Origin of the sequence: uncultured Gilvimarinus sp., assembly GCF_963975215.1 — a bacterium.
Classification (GTDB): domain Bacteria; phylum Pseudomonadota; class Gammaproteobacteria; order Pseudomonadales; family Cellvibrionaceae; genus Gilvimarinus.
Map to the genome: position 1 here is coordinate 1 of NZ_CAXBFW010000044.1, position 15,105 is coordinate 15,105.

General features: G+C 55.2%; 15 protein-coding genes and 2 tRNA genes. 16 read left to right on the forward strand and 1 reads right to left on the reverse strand.

The window, feature by feature from the left end:
• The 3 genes from AAC019_RS16595 to AAC019_RS16605 all read left to right on the forward strand — a co-directional run.
• On the forward strand, positions 1–804 hold an 804-nt coding region (locus AAC019_RS16595; protein ID WP_339900398.1), incomplete at its 5' end, for an FtsX-like permease family protein.
• Positions 797–1,516, forward strand: coding sequence for a lipoprotein-releasing ABC transporter ATP-binding protein LolD (lolD, locus tag AAC019_RS16600; protein ID WP_339900400.1), 720 nt, complete (start codon positions 797–799; stop codon positions 1,514–1,516). The genes AAC019_RS16595 and lolD, both read left to right, overlap by 8 nt.
• Positions 1,509–2,744, forward strand: coding sequence for a lipoprotein-releasing ABC transporter permease subunit (locus AAC019_RS16605; RefSeq protein WP_339900402.1), 1,236 nt, complete (start codon positions 1,509–1,511; stop codon positions 2,742–2,744). Before lolD ends, AAC019_RS16605 begins: the two co-directional genes overlap by 8 nt.
• A gap of 35 nt (positions 2,745–2,779) precedes the next feature.
• Here AAC019_RS16605 and AAC019_RS16610 read toward each other — a convergent pair whose 3' ends face one another.
• Complete coding sequence (locus AAC019_RS16610; protein ID WP_339900421.1) at positions 2,780–3,307, reverse strand: DUF2062 domain-containing protein; 528 nt, start codon at positions 3,305–3,307, stop codon at positions 2,780–2,782.
• A gap of 166 nt (positions 3,308–3,473) precedes the next feature.
• On the opposite strand from AAC019_RS16610, the gene AAC019_RS16615 reads away from it, so the two are divergent.
• From AAC019_RS16615 to AAC019_RS16675, 13 genes are all read left to right on the forward strand, one after another.
• Positions 3,474–5,822, forward strand: a complete 2,349-nt coding sequence (locus tag AAC019_RS16615; protein WP_339900404.1) for a DNA internalization-related competence protein ComEC/Rec2 — start codon at positions 3,474–3,476, stop codon at positions 5,820–5,822.
• 173 nt (positions 5,823–5,995) lie between these two features.
• Positions 5,996–6,625 carry a MotA/TolQ/ExbB proton channel family protein gene (locus tag AAC019_RS16620; protein ID WP_041523445.1) on the forward strand — a complete coding sequence of 210 codons (630 nt, stop codon included), beginning with the start codon at positions 5,996–5,998 and terminating at the stop codon, positions 6,623–6,625.
• A 13-nt stretch (positions 6,626–6,638) separates the two neighbouring features.
• Complete coding sequence (locus AAC019_RS16625; protein WP_339900406.1) at positions 6,639–7,058, forward strand: biopolymer transporter ExbD; 420 nt, start codon at positions 6,639–6,641, stop codon at positions 7,056–7,058.
• Positions 7,059–7,064: 6 nt separating this feature from the next.
• Positions 7,065–8,084: a tetraacyldisaccharide 4'-kinase gene (lpxK, locus tag AAC019_RS16630; protein ID WP_339900408.1), complete on the forward strand. Its 1,020-nt coding sequence runs from the start codon at positions 7,065–7,067 to the stop codon at positions 8,082–8,084.
• 80 nt (positions 8,085–8,164) lie between these two features.
• Positions 8,165–8,935, forward strand: coding sequence for a 3-deoxy-manno-octulosonate cytidylyltransferase (gene kdsB / locus AAC019_RS16635; RefSeq protein ID WP_339900410.1), 771 nt, complete (start codon positions 8,165–8,167; stop codon positions 8,933–8,935).
• The gene (locus AAC019_RS16640; protein WP_339900412.1) at positions 8,932–9,417 is read left to right on the forward strand and encodes a low molecular weight protein-tyrosine-phosphatase; all 486 of its coding nucleotides are present in this window, start codon (positions 8,932–8,934) and stop codon (positions 9,415–9,417) included. Before kdsB ends, AAC019_RS16640 begins: the two co-directional genes overlap by 4 nt.
• Position 9,418: 1 nt before the next feature.
• Positions 9,419–10,462 (forward strand): UDP-N-acetylmuramate dehydrogenase, encoded by a 1,044-nt coding sequence (gene murB / locus AAC019_RS16645; RefSeq protein WP_339900413.1) that lies wholly within the window; start codon positions 9,419–9,421, stop codon positions 10,460–10,462.
• A 32-nt stretch (positions 10,463–10,494) separates the two neighbouring features.
• Positions 10,495–11,109: an alpha-ketoglutarate-dependent dioxygenase AlkB gene (locus tag AAC019_RS16650; RefSeq protein ID WP_339900414.1), complete on the forward strand. Its 615-nt coding sequence runs from the start codon at positions 10,495–10,497 to the stop codon at positions 11,107–11,109.
• A gap of 154 nt (positions 11,110–11,263) precedes the next feature.
• Entirely contained in the window at positions 11,264–11,914 is a 651-nt protein-coding gene (locus AAC019_RS16655) for a response regulator (RefSeq protein ID WP_339900416.1), read from the forward strand.
• Between the two features lie 51 nt (positions 11,915–11,965).
• Positions 11,966–13,810 carry an excinuclease ABC subunit UvrC gene (uvrC, locus tag AAC019_RS16660; RefSeq protein WP_339900418.1) on the forward strand — a complete coding sequence of 615 codons (1,845 nt, stop codon included), beginning with the start codon at positions 11,966–11,968 and terminating at the stop codon, positions 13,808–13,810.
• 144 nt (positions 13,811–13,954) lie between these two features.
• Positions 13,955–14,512, forward strand: a complete 558-nt coding sequence (gene pgsA / locus AAC019_RS16665) for a CDP-diacylglycerol--glycerol-3-phosphate 3-phosphatidyltransferase (RefSeq protein ID WP_339900419.1) — start codon at positions 13,955–13,957, stop codon at positions 14,510–14,512.
• A gap of 112 nt (positions 14,513–14,624) precedes the next feature.
• A tRNA-Cys gene (locus tag AAC019_RS16670) sits at positions 14,625–14,698 on the forward strand.
• A 92-nt stretch (positions 14,699–14,790) separates the two neighbouring features.
• A tRNA-Leu gene (locus tag AAC019_RS16675) sits at positions 14,791–14,879 on the forward strand.
• The last annotated feature ends 226 nt before the right edge of the window (positions 14,880–15,105 follow it).

The following is a 15,105-nucleotide window of genomic DNA, read 5'->3' on the forward strand; positions in this document are numbered from 1 at the left end:
GGCATTGTTTTGGGGGCTGTTTTGGCCCGTCAGTTACGGGTTGTGACCGGCGATAAATTGACCTTAACACTGCCCGAAGTTTCTATTACGCCTGCCGGGGTGTACCCCAGAGTAAAACGCTTTACCGTGGTGGGCGTGTTTGAGGTGAACGCTCCGGTGGATCAGGAATTGGCACTCATTCATATACGCGATGCCGAAAAGTTATACCGCAGTCAGGCTCCCATGGGGCTGCAATTAAAGTTTACTGATATTTATGAGGCGGGCGCGATTACCAGCCGGCTGCGGCAAAGCTTAGGGGATGAATACCGCTGGCGGGATTGGAGCCAAACCCAGGGCAGTTTGTTTCAGGCCGTTAAGATGGAAAAGGTCGTGATCGGGGTCTTGCTTAGTATCATTATCGCCGTTGCCGCTTTTAATATTGTCTCCAGCCTGGTACTTATGGTGGCCGATAAACGCTCCGATATTGCCGTGCTGCGCACCCTTGGCTTAAATGCCCGGCAAATTATGGGTATTTTTATTGTACAGGGGTGTGGGGTTGGGGTTATAGGCACGGCGGTGGGAGCCGTTAGCGGCATTCTTCTGGCGTTATACATCAGCCCGATAGTGGCATTTTTTGAGTCGCTTACCGGGCGTCAGGTGTTTGATGCCAACATTTACTTTATTAGCCATCTGCCCTCGCATTTGCAGTGGCTCGATGTTGTTATGATTTGCTCGCTGGCGCTGTTGTTAAGTTTGCTGGCAACGCTTTACCCCGCTTGGCGGGCCGCTCGAATCCAACCTGCAGAGGCCCTGCGCTATGAATAATCCATCATCCCCGGCGGCCGTGCTGCAGTGCCAGTCCGTTAGTAAAGCGTATACCCAGGGTCCGCAAGCGATCAGCGTATTGCGTGATATTCAGCTGCAGGTAATGCCAAGCGAGCGCGTGGCGATTATTGGTGCCTCTGGCTCGGGCAAATCTACGTTGCTTAATATTCTGGGTGGTTTGGATTTGGCCGACTCGGGGGAGGTGACGGTTGCCGGGCAAGCGCTGTCGCGTTTAAGCGCCGATGGCCGGGGCAAGTTACGCAACCGCTCGCTGGGTTTTGTCTATCAGTTTCATCATTTATTGGCCGAGTTTACCGCACTAGAAAATGTCGCCATGCCATTGTTAATCGGTAAGCTAGATAGTGCCACGGCAAACGCCCGGGCCCGAGAGATGCTCGGGCAAGTGGGGCTGGCATCGCGCACCAGCCACAAGCCGTCGGAGCTTTCAGGCGGCGAGCGTCAGCGCGTGGCTATTGCCCGGGCGCTGGTAACCGAGCCGGCTTGTGTGCTGATGGATGAGCCTACAGGTAATCTGGATGCGCACTCGGCGGCCGATATTCAGGCGTTAATGCTGGACTTAAATCAGCGCATTGGCACCAGCTTTGTGGTGGTTACCCATGACCTGACATTGGCGAGCAAAATGGACCGGACTTTAACGCTGGCCGACGGCCAACTTCGCGCCCATAACGGCCAGGGGTACACGGGTGTTTAATCGCTTTACCTTAACCTTGGGGCGGCGCTACGCGACCTCGCGCCAAGGCAGCCACCTGGTGAGCTTTATCTCCCGGATGTCGGTGATTGGGCTGGTTATTTCGGTGGCGTTGCTTATTTTAGTGATGGCGATTATGAACGGCTTTGACCGCGAGCTGCGCGAGCGCATCTTACAGGTGATGCCTCAGGGAACCCTCTACAGTCGCGAGGGTATTGCCGAGCCAAGCCAGTTGATGCAGCAGGCGCTGCAGCACCCCGAAGTAGTGGCAGCGGCGCCTTTTGTCAGTGTGCAGGGCTTATTGGCCAAAGGTAAAAGCGTTGCACCGGCGGGTTTGTTTGGCGTGGTGCCCGAGCTTGAAATTAAAGCCTCGGGGGTTGATCAGTATCTTCGCGAAGGGCGCTTGGCCGAGCTTGGCGATAACGCCCACGGCGTTATTTTAGGCAGTACATTAGCCGAAAGTTTAGGCGCGGGTGTGGGCGACAAGCTTTCACTGATTATTCCCCGTGCGGGTGATGGCAGAAGCAGCCCCAGTATCTGGGCGCTTGAGGTGATCGATATTCTGGTGACCGGCACCGAGATCGACAACAAGCTAGCGCTAATGAATTTAAGCGCTGCCTCGAATTTAACCGCGTACCCCGGCAGGGTGAGCGGTGTGCGGTTAAAGTTACAGGATTTGTTTCGCGCCCCTACCACCATGTATGAAATTACGGCCTCTTTGACCTCGGGTATTTACGGGAGTGACTGGACCCGCAGCCATGGCAATTTGTATCAAGCGATACATATGTCGAAAAAGTTAGTGGCGTTACTTTTACTGCTGCTGATTGGTATTGCAGCCTTTAACTTGGTAACCACCCTGATTATGGTGGTGGTCGATAAAGAAGGGGACATTGCCATTTTGCGCACTCAGGGTGCGACCAGCGCTGAGATTATTGGTATTTTTTTGATTCAGGGCGGCTATATCGGGATTACCGGCACTTTGATCGGCGTTGTCCTCGGGGTGATTTTTTCTTATTCGGTTACCGCGGCCGTGGCGGGACTCGAGCGTTTAATTGGTTTTCAGTTCTTACACTCGGATGTTTACCCGGTGAGTTATTTACCCGCGCAGCTGCTGTTAAGTGACGTGCTGTACATCGCCGGTGCCGCCTTAGTACTAAGTTTTGTCGCCAGCATTTACCCGGCGTGGCGGGCCGCCCGCGTACCGCCGGCCGAGGCGTTAAGGCACGAATAAGAACAAAAGATGCCGTTTATTGTTTAGATCGGGCGTCAGTCGGCGCGTTTTAAGCGCTCTTTGCGGCGTTTATTCCAACTGCGGGTAACGTGCCAGCGCCAGAATATCTGCATGGTGATGTAACCCAGGCCGCCAAACACAAAGCCTGTTAGCACCGACCCTAGCAACAAAGGCTTCCAGATCAGAGCAAACTCCTCTGCCAGCCACGCCCAGGATAGCTCGGTTGGGGCGCTAACTCTGGGCGACTCCAGTATCCAGCGGCCCAGTTGGTAGGTGGCGAAAAAAATAGGCGAGATCGTCAGTGGGTTGGTAATCCACACCAAGGTCATGGTAATGGGCAGGTTACAGCGCACCCAAAGCGCGCACAGTGCCGCGAGCGCCATTTGCCCGGGTAAGGGCAAAAACGCGAGAAAAATGCCAAAGAAAAACGCCAGCGACACCGAGTGCCGGTTTAAGTGAAACAGGTTGGGGTCGTGCAATAGATCGCCCAAAAACTGTAGAGCTGGCTTGTCCTTTACCGTGGTGGCGTCGGGTAAAAAACGTCTGATTATCTTACGCGCCATCTGGTTAGTCACACTACGACTGCTAAGAAAGAGGGCATATTATGCCCACAAAAGCTCGGCTTAACCACGTTTAAGCGGGGTTAAGTCATTCTTTGAGCTGTACCGGCTGCTACACTGGCAGATAAGCATAAGATAAAGCAAGGATGAACTGTTACTCAGGGACGATATGTACCGCTCATTTATGGCATTAATAGCCGGTTTAACGCTGCCGGGCTTGCTACCCACCTTACTACCTTTAGGCCCTGTGCTGGTTGTCGCGGCGAGCTTGTGGCTTGTCTGGCTTATGGTGCGGCGGTATTGGCCGCGCAAGCCGCACACGTTATGGACAATAGCCGCGCTCTTTACCTTGGGGTTGTGCTGGGGCAGCTGGACATTGCACGCATTGGTGGCCAATCAGTTGCCACTGTCGCTTGAGGGAAAAGACATCCCGTTACAGGGGCTCGTTGCTGCGCCGCCACAACATTTTGATGGTCGGGTGCGGTTACTGCTGACACCAAGCCCGGAGGGCGAGTGGGGGAAGCTGCTGCCCCAAAAAGTACAGATCAGCTGGTATCGGCCGGACGACTGGGCCTATAAGCTTGCCGCGGGTGACACGGTGGCCTTTACCGTGCGCCTAAAGCGCCCGCGCAGCTTTGTTAACCCGGGCGGGTTTGACTATAAGTTGTGGCAGTTGCGCCGGGGTGTGGGGGCGGTTGGGTATGTACGTCAGAGCAATAATAACCAGCTTGTTGCTAAAGGTAAGCCTCAGGGCGCCAGCGCCCGGCTCGCTGCGTGGTTAGAGCGCGAAAAACCCGCTAACCGGGCCCTGATCTCGGCGCTGCTGTTGGGCGAGCGGGGAGGCCTATCTCAAAGCCAGCGTCAGTTGCTGCAAATAACCGGCACCAGCCATTTAATTGCGATTTCCGGGCTTCATATTGGCCTAGCTGCCGCGTTGGGGTATCTGCTGGCGCTTGGGTTGGGCAAATTAATATCACCGGTGGTTCCGCTGCGGGCACATGTTCTGGGGTTTGCTGGCGCCGCTCTTTGTGCCTGGAGTTACAGTGCATTGGCCGGATTCAGTTTGCCCACTCAGCGGGCGCTGGCAATGTTGCTGATGCTATACGTCAGCCGCCTAAGCGCTAGGCACTGCGGCGGTGGCGTCATTCTGTTGGCGGCGGTGTTGGTGGTTTGTACGCTCGACCCGCTAAGTTTGCACGATGCGGGTTTTTGGTTGTCGTTTCTTGCCGTGGGGGCGCTGATTTTAGTGTACGACGGCGCCCTGACACCAGCCAGCCGGTGGCAGGGGTTGTGGTTGCCCCAGTTGGTGGTGTTTATCGCATTGTTACTGCCGTTAGGTGTGTTCTTTGGTGAGGTGTCGCTGGTGTCTCCGCTGGCTAATCTGGTGGCGATTCCGCTGGTGAGCATCCTGGCCGTGCCGTTAATTTTTGCCGCTGCCCTTGCCAGTTGGCTTAATGCCGGGTTGGCCGCCGGTCTGTTATGGCTGGCCGACCGGGCGCTGGATGGGCTCTGGTGGTGGTTACAGTGGTTCGCTAAGGCTCAGGCGGAATACGGCTGGCCTGTTAGTGTCGCCTGGTGGCCGCAGCCGTTAACCCTGTTTCTGGTGGCTTTGGCTGCGCTGGGGTTATTGCTGCCCAGAGCGCTTGGCTTACGTAGCGCCAGCATCTTATGTTTGCTGCTGGCGCTCGGGCTTCCTAAGCCTGAGCCTCCCGGGCTCGCGTTAACCGTCATGGATGTGGGGCAGGGCCTGGCTGTGGTGGTCAGGGCGGGCAAGCGCACCTTGGTGTACGACACCGGCCCACACTACAGCGATAGCTTCGATGCCGGGGCCGATATTATCGCCCCGTGGTTGCAGTCGCTGGGAGTAACCCAGTTAGATACCTTGGTTGTGTCTCACTCTCACGCCGATCATGCCGGCGGTGCCTTCGGGTTGCTGTCGCTTTTGCCCGGTTCGGCGATTTATTTAGGCGAGCCCGTGCCCGCGCTTGAGCGCGATTTATCGCCCCGGCAGCGCTCGTGTCATGACCTTGGTGGTCAGGGCGGGTTATCACAATCCTGGCGTTGGGCACAGCTGCAGGTCGATCTGTTAAGTTTACCGGGGCAGCGGGGCCGCCGTGGCAATAGCGCCTCTTGTGTGGTTCTCTTGCGGTATCAAAATCAAACGGTATTGTTGCCGGGGGATCTGGAGCGCTCACTGGAGCCGGCACTGGTCACACAGCTGGCGGCGCTGGGCGTTACCCGATTAGATGTTTTGGTTGCGCCGCACCATGGCAGCAAGAGCTCATCCAGCGCTCAGCTGGTGGCCGCGCTTAAGCCGCGCTCGGTGGTGTTTAGTGCCGGCTTTAACAATCGACACGGTCACCCTCATGAGCAGGTACTGCAGCGTTACCGCGAGGCGGGTTCGGTGGTGTTTAACACCGCCCACGACGGTGCGGTTAGCTTTGTTAGCGATGCCGAGGGCAGGTTGCAAGCGCGGCGCCTGCGGCGAGAGCAGCGGCGGCCCTGGCGCGATGAATAAGCCGTGGCAACAGGTCACATTAGCGCAAGCCGGCTAACCCTAATGCTTGCAACTGTGGTAGTGTACAGCGTTTTTAACAGCCTCTAAAATTGTGCCAACACTCAGGCATAATCAGCGTAGGCATCCAAAAAAAGTAGGCCCCGCCAAGGGCCTATATAAAGAGGAACCCACCCGTGTTTGAAGTTATTGCCGCCGGCGGCTGGTTGATGTTGCCGCTTGTACTATGTTCCATTGCCGTGCTGGCCATTAGCGCCGAGCGATACTGGAGTCTCAACCCGGCCAAAATCGCGCCGCGGCATTTGTTGGCTCAAGTGTGGGGCTGGATTAAAAATAACCAGCTGGATGCCGCCAAGTTAAAAGAGTTAAAGCAGTCGTCCCCTTTGGGCGAGATATTGTCGGCGGGCCTGAGTAATTCCAAGCACGGCCGCGAGGTAATGAAAGACAGTATTCAGGAGGCTGCGAATAAAGTTATTCACGAAATGGAACGTTTTATTGGTGTATTGGGCACCATCGCGGCCATAACACCACTGTTAGGTTTGCTGGGTACGGTGTTTGGCATGATCGAAGTGTTTAACGCCATTATGATTAAAGGCACCGGCAATGCCGGCGTGTTAGCCGGTGGTATTTCGCAAGCGCTGATAACCACGGCAGCCGGTTTGTGTGTTGCTATTCCCGCGATGATTTTTCATCGTTTCTTTCAGCGCCGCATCGATTCGCTCGTGGTTACCATGGAAGAAGAGGCCATTAAACTGGTTGATGCCTTGCACAGCGATCGCCGGGTCGATGTGAAAGTAAAGAAGTAAGCGGAGGCCGCCTGTGCAATTTCGTCGTCAACCCCGCGAAGAAGACAGCATTAACTTAACGCCACTGATTGATGTGGTTTTTTTGCTGCTGATCTTTTTTATGGTTTCTACTACGTTTACCAAAGAAACCCATTTAGAAATTGATTTACCCGAAGCCGTCGGTGAAGCGGCAACCAGTGCCGAAGACCCGCTGGAGATTATTATTAATGCCGCCGGTGAATACGCGGTAAATGGTCAAAGTCTGGTCAATAATAAAGCCGCGACACTGCGCTCGGCGCTGAGTGAAATGGGGCAGGGTGATACCTCACGCGCGCTGATCATTACCGCCGATGCCAACGCACCGCACCAGTTTGTGGTGCGGGCAATGGACAGTGCCGGACAACTGGGTTTTGCCAACATGAGTATCACCACCCGCCACCCGGAGTCTGAGTAGTTAGCTATGGGGCACAGCGCTGATCGCGACGCTAAGTGGACATCGGCCTGGTACGGCAACAAACGCTGGGTGTACGCGCTCTTGCCTCTTGAGGGTTTATTCCGCTTAGTGGCTTATTGGCGTCGCGCCTTTATTGTGCGCTGGCGTCAGGTAAATGTCGGTGTGCCGGTCATTGTGGTGGGCAACATCAGTGTGGGCGGCACGGGTAAAACGCCGTTAATTATTGCACTGGTGAACCGTTTGCAAGCGCGGGGGTTAAAGGTGGGAGTGATCAGCCGTGGCTATGGCTCGGCGGCTCCTCAATACCCCTATGTTATTTCAGAGTCATCCAGCGCGCGCGAAGCGGGGGATGAGCCGCTTAGCATTTGGCGCGCTACCGGTTGTGCGGTTTGTATCGATGCCGACCGCGTGGCTGCCGCCCGAATATTAAAAAGTGCCGGCTGCGATGTGTTGTTAAGCGATGATGGGTTACAACATTATCGCCTGGGGCGGACGCTGGAAATTGCCGTTATCGATGCGGCCCGCGGTTTTGGTAACGCGCACTGTTTGCCGGTGGGGCCGTTACGGGAGCCGCACTCTCGCTTAGCCAGCGTCGACTTTGTGGTCGTCAACCAAACCTCTTTGGAGGGCGACACCGCCTACCCGCGCCATTACTATAATATGCGCTTAGAGCCCAAGCACTGGTTTCGGGTAAAAGATTTAAGCCGGTTACCGTTAGATTATCTGGCTCGGGGTAGTCATGTTCACGCGGTGGCTGGCATTGGTAACCCCGATCGCTTTTTTGCCACCTTGAGTAAGCTAGGCCTGGTATCTGAATGCCATATTTACCGCGATCACCATACGTTTACCCGCGATAACTTTCAGTTTCGCCAGAGTTTGCCGGTGGTGATGACCAGCAAAGATGCGGTGAAGTGCCAGAGCTTTGCCGAGCCTGAATGGCTCGCGCTGGAAGTGGATGCGGTACTGGAAAAACGTTTTTGGCCTAAGTTTGAGCACCAGCTGGATGCGCTATTTCCGTTCGAGTAATGGTGTACTGAATAAGAGCCCTTAAGTGACTAAAGCGTTTTCAGAGTCCGAGAAAATATTACATTTGTGTGAGTAAAATCATGAGCTTTACGGTTGTTATCCCCGCACGCTACGCATCGACCCGCCTGCCGGGTAAACCTCTAGCCGATATCAATGGTCGGCCGATGATCGAACACGTGTATCGCCGTGCCTGCGCCAGCGATGCCAGCCGGGTGATTGTGGCCACCGACGATCAGCGCATTGTGGAGCTGGTAAAAAGTTTTAACGGCGCGGTGTGTTTAACCCGCAGCGATCATGTCTCGGGCACTGACCGCCTGCAAGAGGTTGCCGCGCTGGAGAAAATGGCCGGGGATGACATTGTTGTTAATGTGCAGGGCGACGAACCGCTTATTCCACCACAGGTGATTAATCAGGTCGCCGCTAACTTAGCGCAAAACCGCACGGCCAGCGTGGCCACTTTATGCGAGCCACTGAGCAGCTATCGCGAGTTTCGCGACCCCAATGCGGTTAAAGTTGTGTACGATCAGAGCAACCTTGCCCTGTACTTTTCGCGGGCACCCATCCCGTGGCCGCGAGATAACACCGAGGTGTTGACTGAACAGCCAGTGCCCGAAGGCTTTCCCGCCCGCCGACATATTGGGACCTACGCGTATCGTGTGTCTTTACTTGAGCGATTTGTTACCTGGAGCCCCGCGCTTTTAGAGCAGACAGAGTCGCTTGAGCAGTTGCGAGTGATGGCCTACGGCGAGCGGATTCACGTCGATGAGGCTTGTTGTCAGGTTCCGGGTGGTGTTGATACTGAGGAAGACCTGGCCCGGGTGCGGCAATTTTTACAGGAGCAAGACCAATGACGGTTAAGGTTTTGTTTGTTTGTCTGGGGAATATTTGTCGCTCTCCGACCGCTGAAGGGTTATTTAAAGCCCGGCTGGTTGACGCTGGACTTGAAGGCGAGGTCTTGACCGACTCCGCTGGCACGGCTGGCTGGCACGTGGGTAAAGCGCCCGACGCCCGCGCCATAGCTGCGGCCGCCGAACGCGGTATCGATATTAATACGTTGCGGGCCCGCCAGGTGACGACAAAAGATTTTTCGGAGTTTGATTATATCCTGGCTATGGATAGCGCCAACCTTGATGACTTGCAGAGTCTTTGCCCCGACGATTACCCGGGGCGGTGCTGTTTATATCTGGACTTTGCTGAAAACGCCCCCGAGCGCGAAGTCCCCGACCCCTATTATGGCGGCGCCGAAGGTTTTGCTCACGTGTTAGATCTTGTTGAGCAGGCGGCCACGGGGTTGCTTGCCGACATTCAACAGCGCCACTTGGCCCGGAGGTAAAGTGGCGCTGTTTCTGCCGGAGTTTGATCTGCAACGTTTTAATACCTTGGCGATTGGCGCGCGCGCGCGCTTTTATGTCGCCGTTAGCAATGGCGATGAAATTCTTGAGGCCTTGGCTTTTGCCCGCGAGCGCGAGCTGCCGGTACTACCCTTAGGCGGCGGCAGTAATATTGTGTTGGCAGACGACTACCCGGGGCTGGTTATACACATTAAATTGCTGGGGGTAGAGCAGGTTGGCGAAGACGCCCAATCGGTGTGGGTGCGCGCTGCGGCCGGAGAAAACTGGCACGAGTTTGTGCAACACTGTTTAACGATGGGCTGTTATGGTCTGGAGAATTTAGCGCTAATTCCCGGCTCTGTCGGCGCCGCGCCCATACAAAATATTGGCGCCTACGGGGTCGAGCTGCAACAGCGCTTAAGCGAGTTGTCTGCCATTGATATTCGCTCGGGGGTGCCCGTGACCTTTACCGCCGAGAGTTGTAACTTTGCCTACCGCGATAGTGTGTTTAAGCACAGTGCGCGCGATCGCTATATTATTACCTCGGTCACCTTTAAGCTTGATCGTGTTGTTAAGCCGGTACTTGAGTACCCAAGCTTACGTCAGCAACTACAGCTTGAGCCCGGTGATCAGCCATCGTCTGAAAAGCACTTTAGCGCACAGCAAATAGCCGATGCTGTTATTGCCGTCCGGCAGGAAAAGCTGCCCGATCCGGCGGATACCCCCAACGCCGGCAGCTTTTTTAAAAACCCTATTGTTGCCGCTGGCGAGTTTACGGCGCTGCAGCAGCGCTACCCGGATATTGTCAGTTATCCTCAGGCTGATGGGCGGGTTAAGCTGGCGGCGGGATGGCTGATTGATCGCGCCGGTTGGCGTGGTTATCGCGCCGGTGATGTGGCGGTGCACTCTGAGCAAGCGCTGGTTATTACCAACCCGGGGCGGGGCGCCGGTGCCAGTGTGTTGGCGCTGGCAGATGAGATTACCACATCGGTATTTAAACAATACGGTGTGAGGCTGGAGTTAGAGCCCCGGGTGTACCCAGCGTAAATCGTTACACGGCAACTTATGGCTGATTGTTTATGTCGCAGCAACCCGATTTATTTGCCAGCAAAGAGCCGCAAAAACTGATTTGTGAAGACGGCCAAGCCACCTTGTACCCGCAGTGGTTACCGGCTGCGCGCCGGGCTGACTTACTTGCGCAGTTGCCAACAACCCTCGCGTGGGAGCAAACCCACTTGCACATGTATGGTAAGCGCGTTGCTATCCCACGGCTTAACGCCTGGTATGGCGACGCCGGCAGCCGTTACAGTTACTCCGGTGCTTTTTTTGATCCACGCCCCTGGACGCCGACCCTGCAGCAGCTGCGCGACGAGTTGTCCGATGTCGCTGGCACGGAATTTAACAGTGTGCTGGCTAACTGGTATCGCACGGGCCGTGACAGCGTGGCCTGGCACAGCGATAACGAGCCGGAGCTGGGGCCGGAGCCCACTATTGCATCGCTGAGTCTGGGTGCCAGCCGGGTGTTTGTTTTGCGCCATAACAAAACCCAGCGGCAAGTGCGTGTTACCTTGCAAGATGGTGATTTGTTAATAATGTCCGGGCGCCTGCAACACGCCTGGCAGCACCAGCTGCCCAAAGTGGCTGGTCTGACAGAAACACGCATTAACCTCACTTACCGGCGCGTTTGGGCCTAAGCCGCAAGCGCCGCTATCGCAAATAAGAATAATTCTGCTACTATGCCGATGAGCCGAAAGATTCTTTATCCGGACAGAAAAGATCATTTCGCCCGATATTAAAACAAAAAACGGCCATCCGGCCGGTACTTGATGGCAGCATCAAGGGGGGAAAGTGACCAGTATTTTAGTTGTAGATGACCACGACTTGGTGCGTATGGGCATTGTCCGAATGTTGGATGATGTGCCAGGGTATCGGGTGGTGGGCGATGCCAAAAGCGGTGAAGACGCCATCCGTATGGCCCGTGAGTACAAGCCCGACGTTGTGCTGATGGATGTAAAAATGCCCGGTATGGGTGGCCTTGAAGCCAGCCGTAAAATGCTTGCCGCCAACCCGTTGGTTAAAATCATCGCCGTTACCGCTTGTGACGATACGCTCTATCCCGCGCGCCTATTGCAAGCCGGGGCGGTGGGCTATGTTACCAAAGGCGCCGGTTTTACTGACATTACCACGGCTATCGATACCGTTGTGCGCGGTAGGCAGTATATGAGCAGTGGCATTGCCCAACAGCTAGCGCTGCGCAATGCCACGGGCGATCAGGACGGCTCACCCTTTGAGCGCCTTAGCCAGCGCGAGCTGGAAACCGCCATGATGATTGCCGGCGGCCGACGGGCCCAAGATATCGCGGCAACCTTTTCGGTCAGCCCGAAAACCGTTAACACTTATCGCTATCGTATATTCGATAAGCTTTGTATTCACTCGGATGTCGAGCTGGCACTGCTGGCGGTGAAGTATAACCTGCTAGACCCGGAGGCCGTGGTTTAGCGTTAGCCACGCCTATTTGCGCCAGATGCGCGCAACGCTATACTAGCGCGCATGGTTGAGACTCCCCAAGAACACCCCGAATCCTTTGACGCCAAACGTTTTTTGGCGAGCCAAACGCGCGCGCCTGGCGTTTATCAGATGTTTAACAGCGCTGGCGATATTTTATACGTTGGCAAAGCTAAAAATCTTAAAGCCAGACTCTCAAGCTATTTTCGCGCCAGTGGCCTATCACCCAAAACGGCGGCGCTGGTATCGCGTATTGCCCGGGTCGAGGTGACGGTTACCGGCAGTGAAACCGAGGCGTTGATCCTTGAGCAAAACCTGATCAAGGCGAACCGTCCGCCTTACAATATTTTGCTGCGCGATGATAAATCCTACCCCTATGTGTTTATGTCATCGGGCGAGCCTTACCCACGTATTAGTGTTCACCGCGGGGCCAAAAAAAAACGCGGCGATTATTACGGGCCTTACCCCAACGTCGGGGCCGTAAAAGACAGCCTGAGCTTCTTGCAAAAGACCTTTAAAGTGCGTCAGTGCGAAGACAGTGTGTTTAAAAATCGCTCCAGGCCGTGCTTACAGTACCAAATAGATCGCTGCACCGGCCCCTGTGTCGACTTAATCAGCCCTGAAGACTACGCCCGTGACGTGCACCATACGCGTATGTTTTTGCTGGGTAAAAATGCTCAGCTGATGAGCGAGCTGGCCGACGATATGGAGCGCGCGGCCCTGGCCCAGGAGTACGAGCGCGCCGCCGAGTTGCGCGATCAGATCAGCGCCTTGCGCACCGTTCAGTCGCAGCAGTCGGTAGAGGAGGGCAGTGCCGATATGGATATCGTTGCGGTTGCGGTGCAAAGTGCTACCGCCTGTGTGCATGTGCTGTTTATTCGCCAGGGGCGTATTTTAGGCAGCCGCAGTTACTACCCAAAATTGGGGCTGGCGGAAGGCGAGGCAGACATACTCAGCGAGTTTTTGCCGCAGTTTTACCTGGGGGGGAGTCGCGATATCCCCGCCGCTATTGTGACTGAGTGCGAGCTGCCGGACTCTGGCTTGTTAATGGATGCGTTAGCTGAATCGCGCGGCGCTCGCGTGCAGATTACCCATAAGGTGCGTACCCACCGTGCGCGCTGGGTCGATATGGCCCACCAAGCCGCCGAGCAAAATATTATTGCCCGTATTAACTCGCGTAAATCGGTTACCCACCGCCTGTTGGCGCTACAGGATGTACTGGGGCTGGACGAAATGCCCGCGCGTATGGAGTGCTTTGATATTAGCCACTCCAGTGGTGAGCTAACCGTCGCCTCATGTGTGGTGTTTGACAAAGAGGGCCCGGCAAAATCCGATTACCGCCGTTTTAATATCGACGGCATTACGGGCGGCGATGATTACGCCGCTATGGCTCAGGCACTCACCCGGCGCTATACACGTTTGCAAAAAGGTGAGGGCAAACTGCCCGATATTTTATTCATCGATGGCGGCAAGGGGCAGCTGGGCGTGGCCGAAAAAGTAATGGCCGAGCTCGGGGTTAATAATGTCTTGTTGATAGGCGTGGCCAAGGGGACAACCCGCAAGCCCGGCTTTGAAACCTTGTATCACAGTGGCACAGGGCAAGAGATCGTGCTGGGTAGCGATTCACCGGCGTTGCACGTCATCCAGCAAATTCGCGATGAGGCGCACCGCTTTGCGATTACGGGGCATAAAAATCGCCGCGATAAAAAGCGCAAAACCTCCACCCTGGAAGGGGTGCCGGGGGTTGGCCCGTCGCGCCGCAGAGAGTTACTGCGCCACTTTGGCGGGCTACAGGATATCCAGCGTGCCAGTGTCGACGACTTAGCGCGGGTAAACGGCGTAAGCCGTAAACTGGCGGAGGATATCTACGGGTATTTTCATCCGGACTAAGCCCTTACAGGTGATGCTTAGCTCTTGTTAAAAAGTGCGCGAGTCGCTTACAGCGTTAGCGCAGGTAGTGTATTATCATGGGCTAAAGCGGGGCGCCAGTCGGCCGCTCCATCCCAGATGCCAACGCTGTAAAAGAAGTCGCTTATGACATTAGCCAATCAACTCACGCTTATTCGCATCGGGTTAATCCCCTTATTTGTTCTGGTGTTTTTTCTGCCATTCCAGTGGGCCCATATCACTGCCGCTATTATCTTTAGTGTGGCGGCTATTACCGACTGGGCCGATGGCTATGTGGCGCGCAAGTACAACCAAAGCACCAAGCTAGGCGCCTTTTTGGATCCGGTGGCCGATAAATTGATGGTGGTTATCGCGCTGGTGTTGCTGCTTACCTTGCACCCGGTGGCGTGGTTTGCGGTATGTGCTTGTGTCATCGTTGGCCGTGAGATTGTTATATCCGCCTTGCGCGAGTGGATGGCCGAGCTGGGCCAGCGCGCCAGCGTTGCCGTCTCTTATATCGGCAAAATTAAAACCACTCTGCAGATGGTGGCGATTATTGTTTTGCTGGCCAATATCCCCCAGCTGTTGTGGCTTGGCTACATTGCGGTTGTGGCCGCAGCGGCCTTGACCTTATGGTCGATGATTTTGTATTTAAAGGCTGCCTGGCCCTTCCTAATGGCCGGCACAAGCACAAACGACGAGTAAAAACCACGCTAACTGTATACATATCAAACGTTTACAGAATTAAAACCACCCTAAAAGGGTAAATAGAGGTAGGTTTTTCTGATTATTTACGCTAGAATGCCGGCCTCAAAACGGCGCGATAGCAAAGCGGTTATGCTCTGGATTGCAAATCCAGCTAGCCCGGTTCGACTCCGGGTCGCGCCTCCATTTTCCTCCCGTTAGGGAAATGAGCCAGAGAGTGATTCTGGTGTAGCACTCAGTAGGGGCCAATCTCTACTATAAAAAATATCTCCCGATATGCCCGGGTGGTGGAATTGGTAGACACAGCAGACTTAAAATCTGCCGATCTTAATTGATCGTGCCGGTTCAATTCCGGCTCCGGGCACCATTTTCTTGCTTCGACTCTCTAATTATCCTGTCCGCAGTGCCAGCGCTTCGTAAGATGGGCCAGAATTGAACCGGTCCCCGTTTCAATGGGTTCGCGCATCCTGCGCTCAGCCCTGCGGGCCAGCAAAGCTGCCTAAATTTGCTCCCGACAAATTTGTCCGGCTCTGGGCATGACGTACAGGGACGTATTAATGTCGCGGGCGCAGGAAGCGCAGGAGCGACCCATT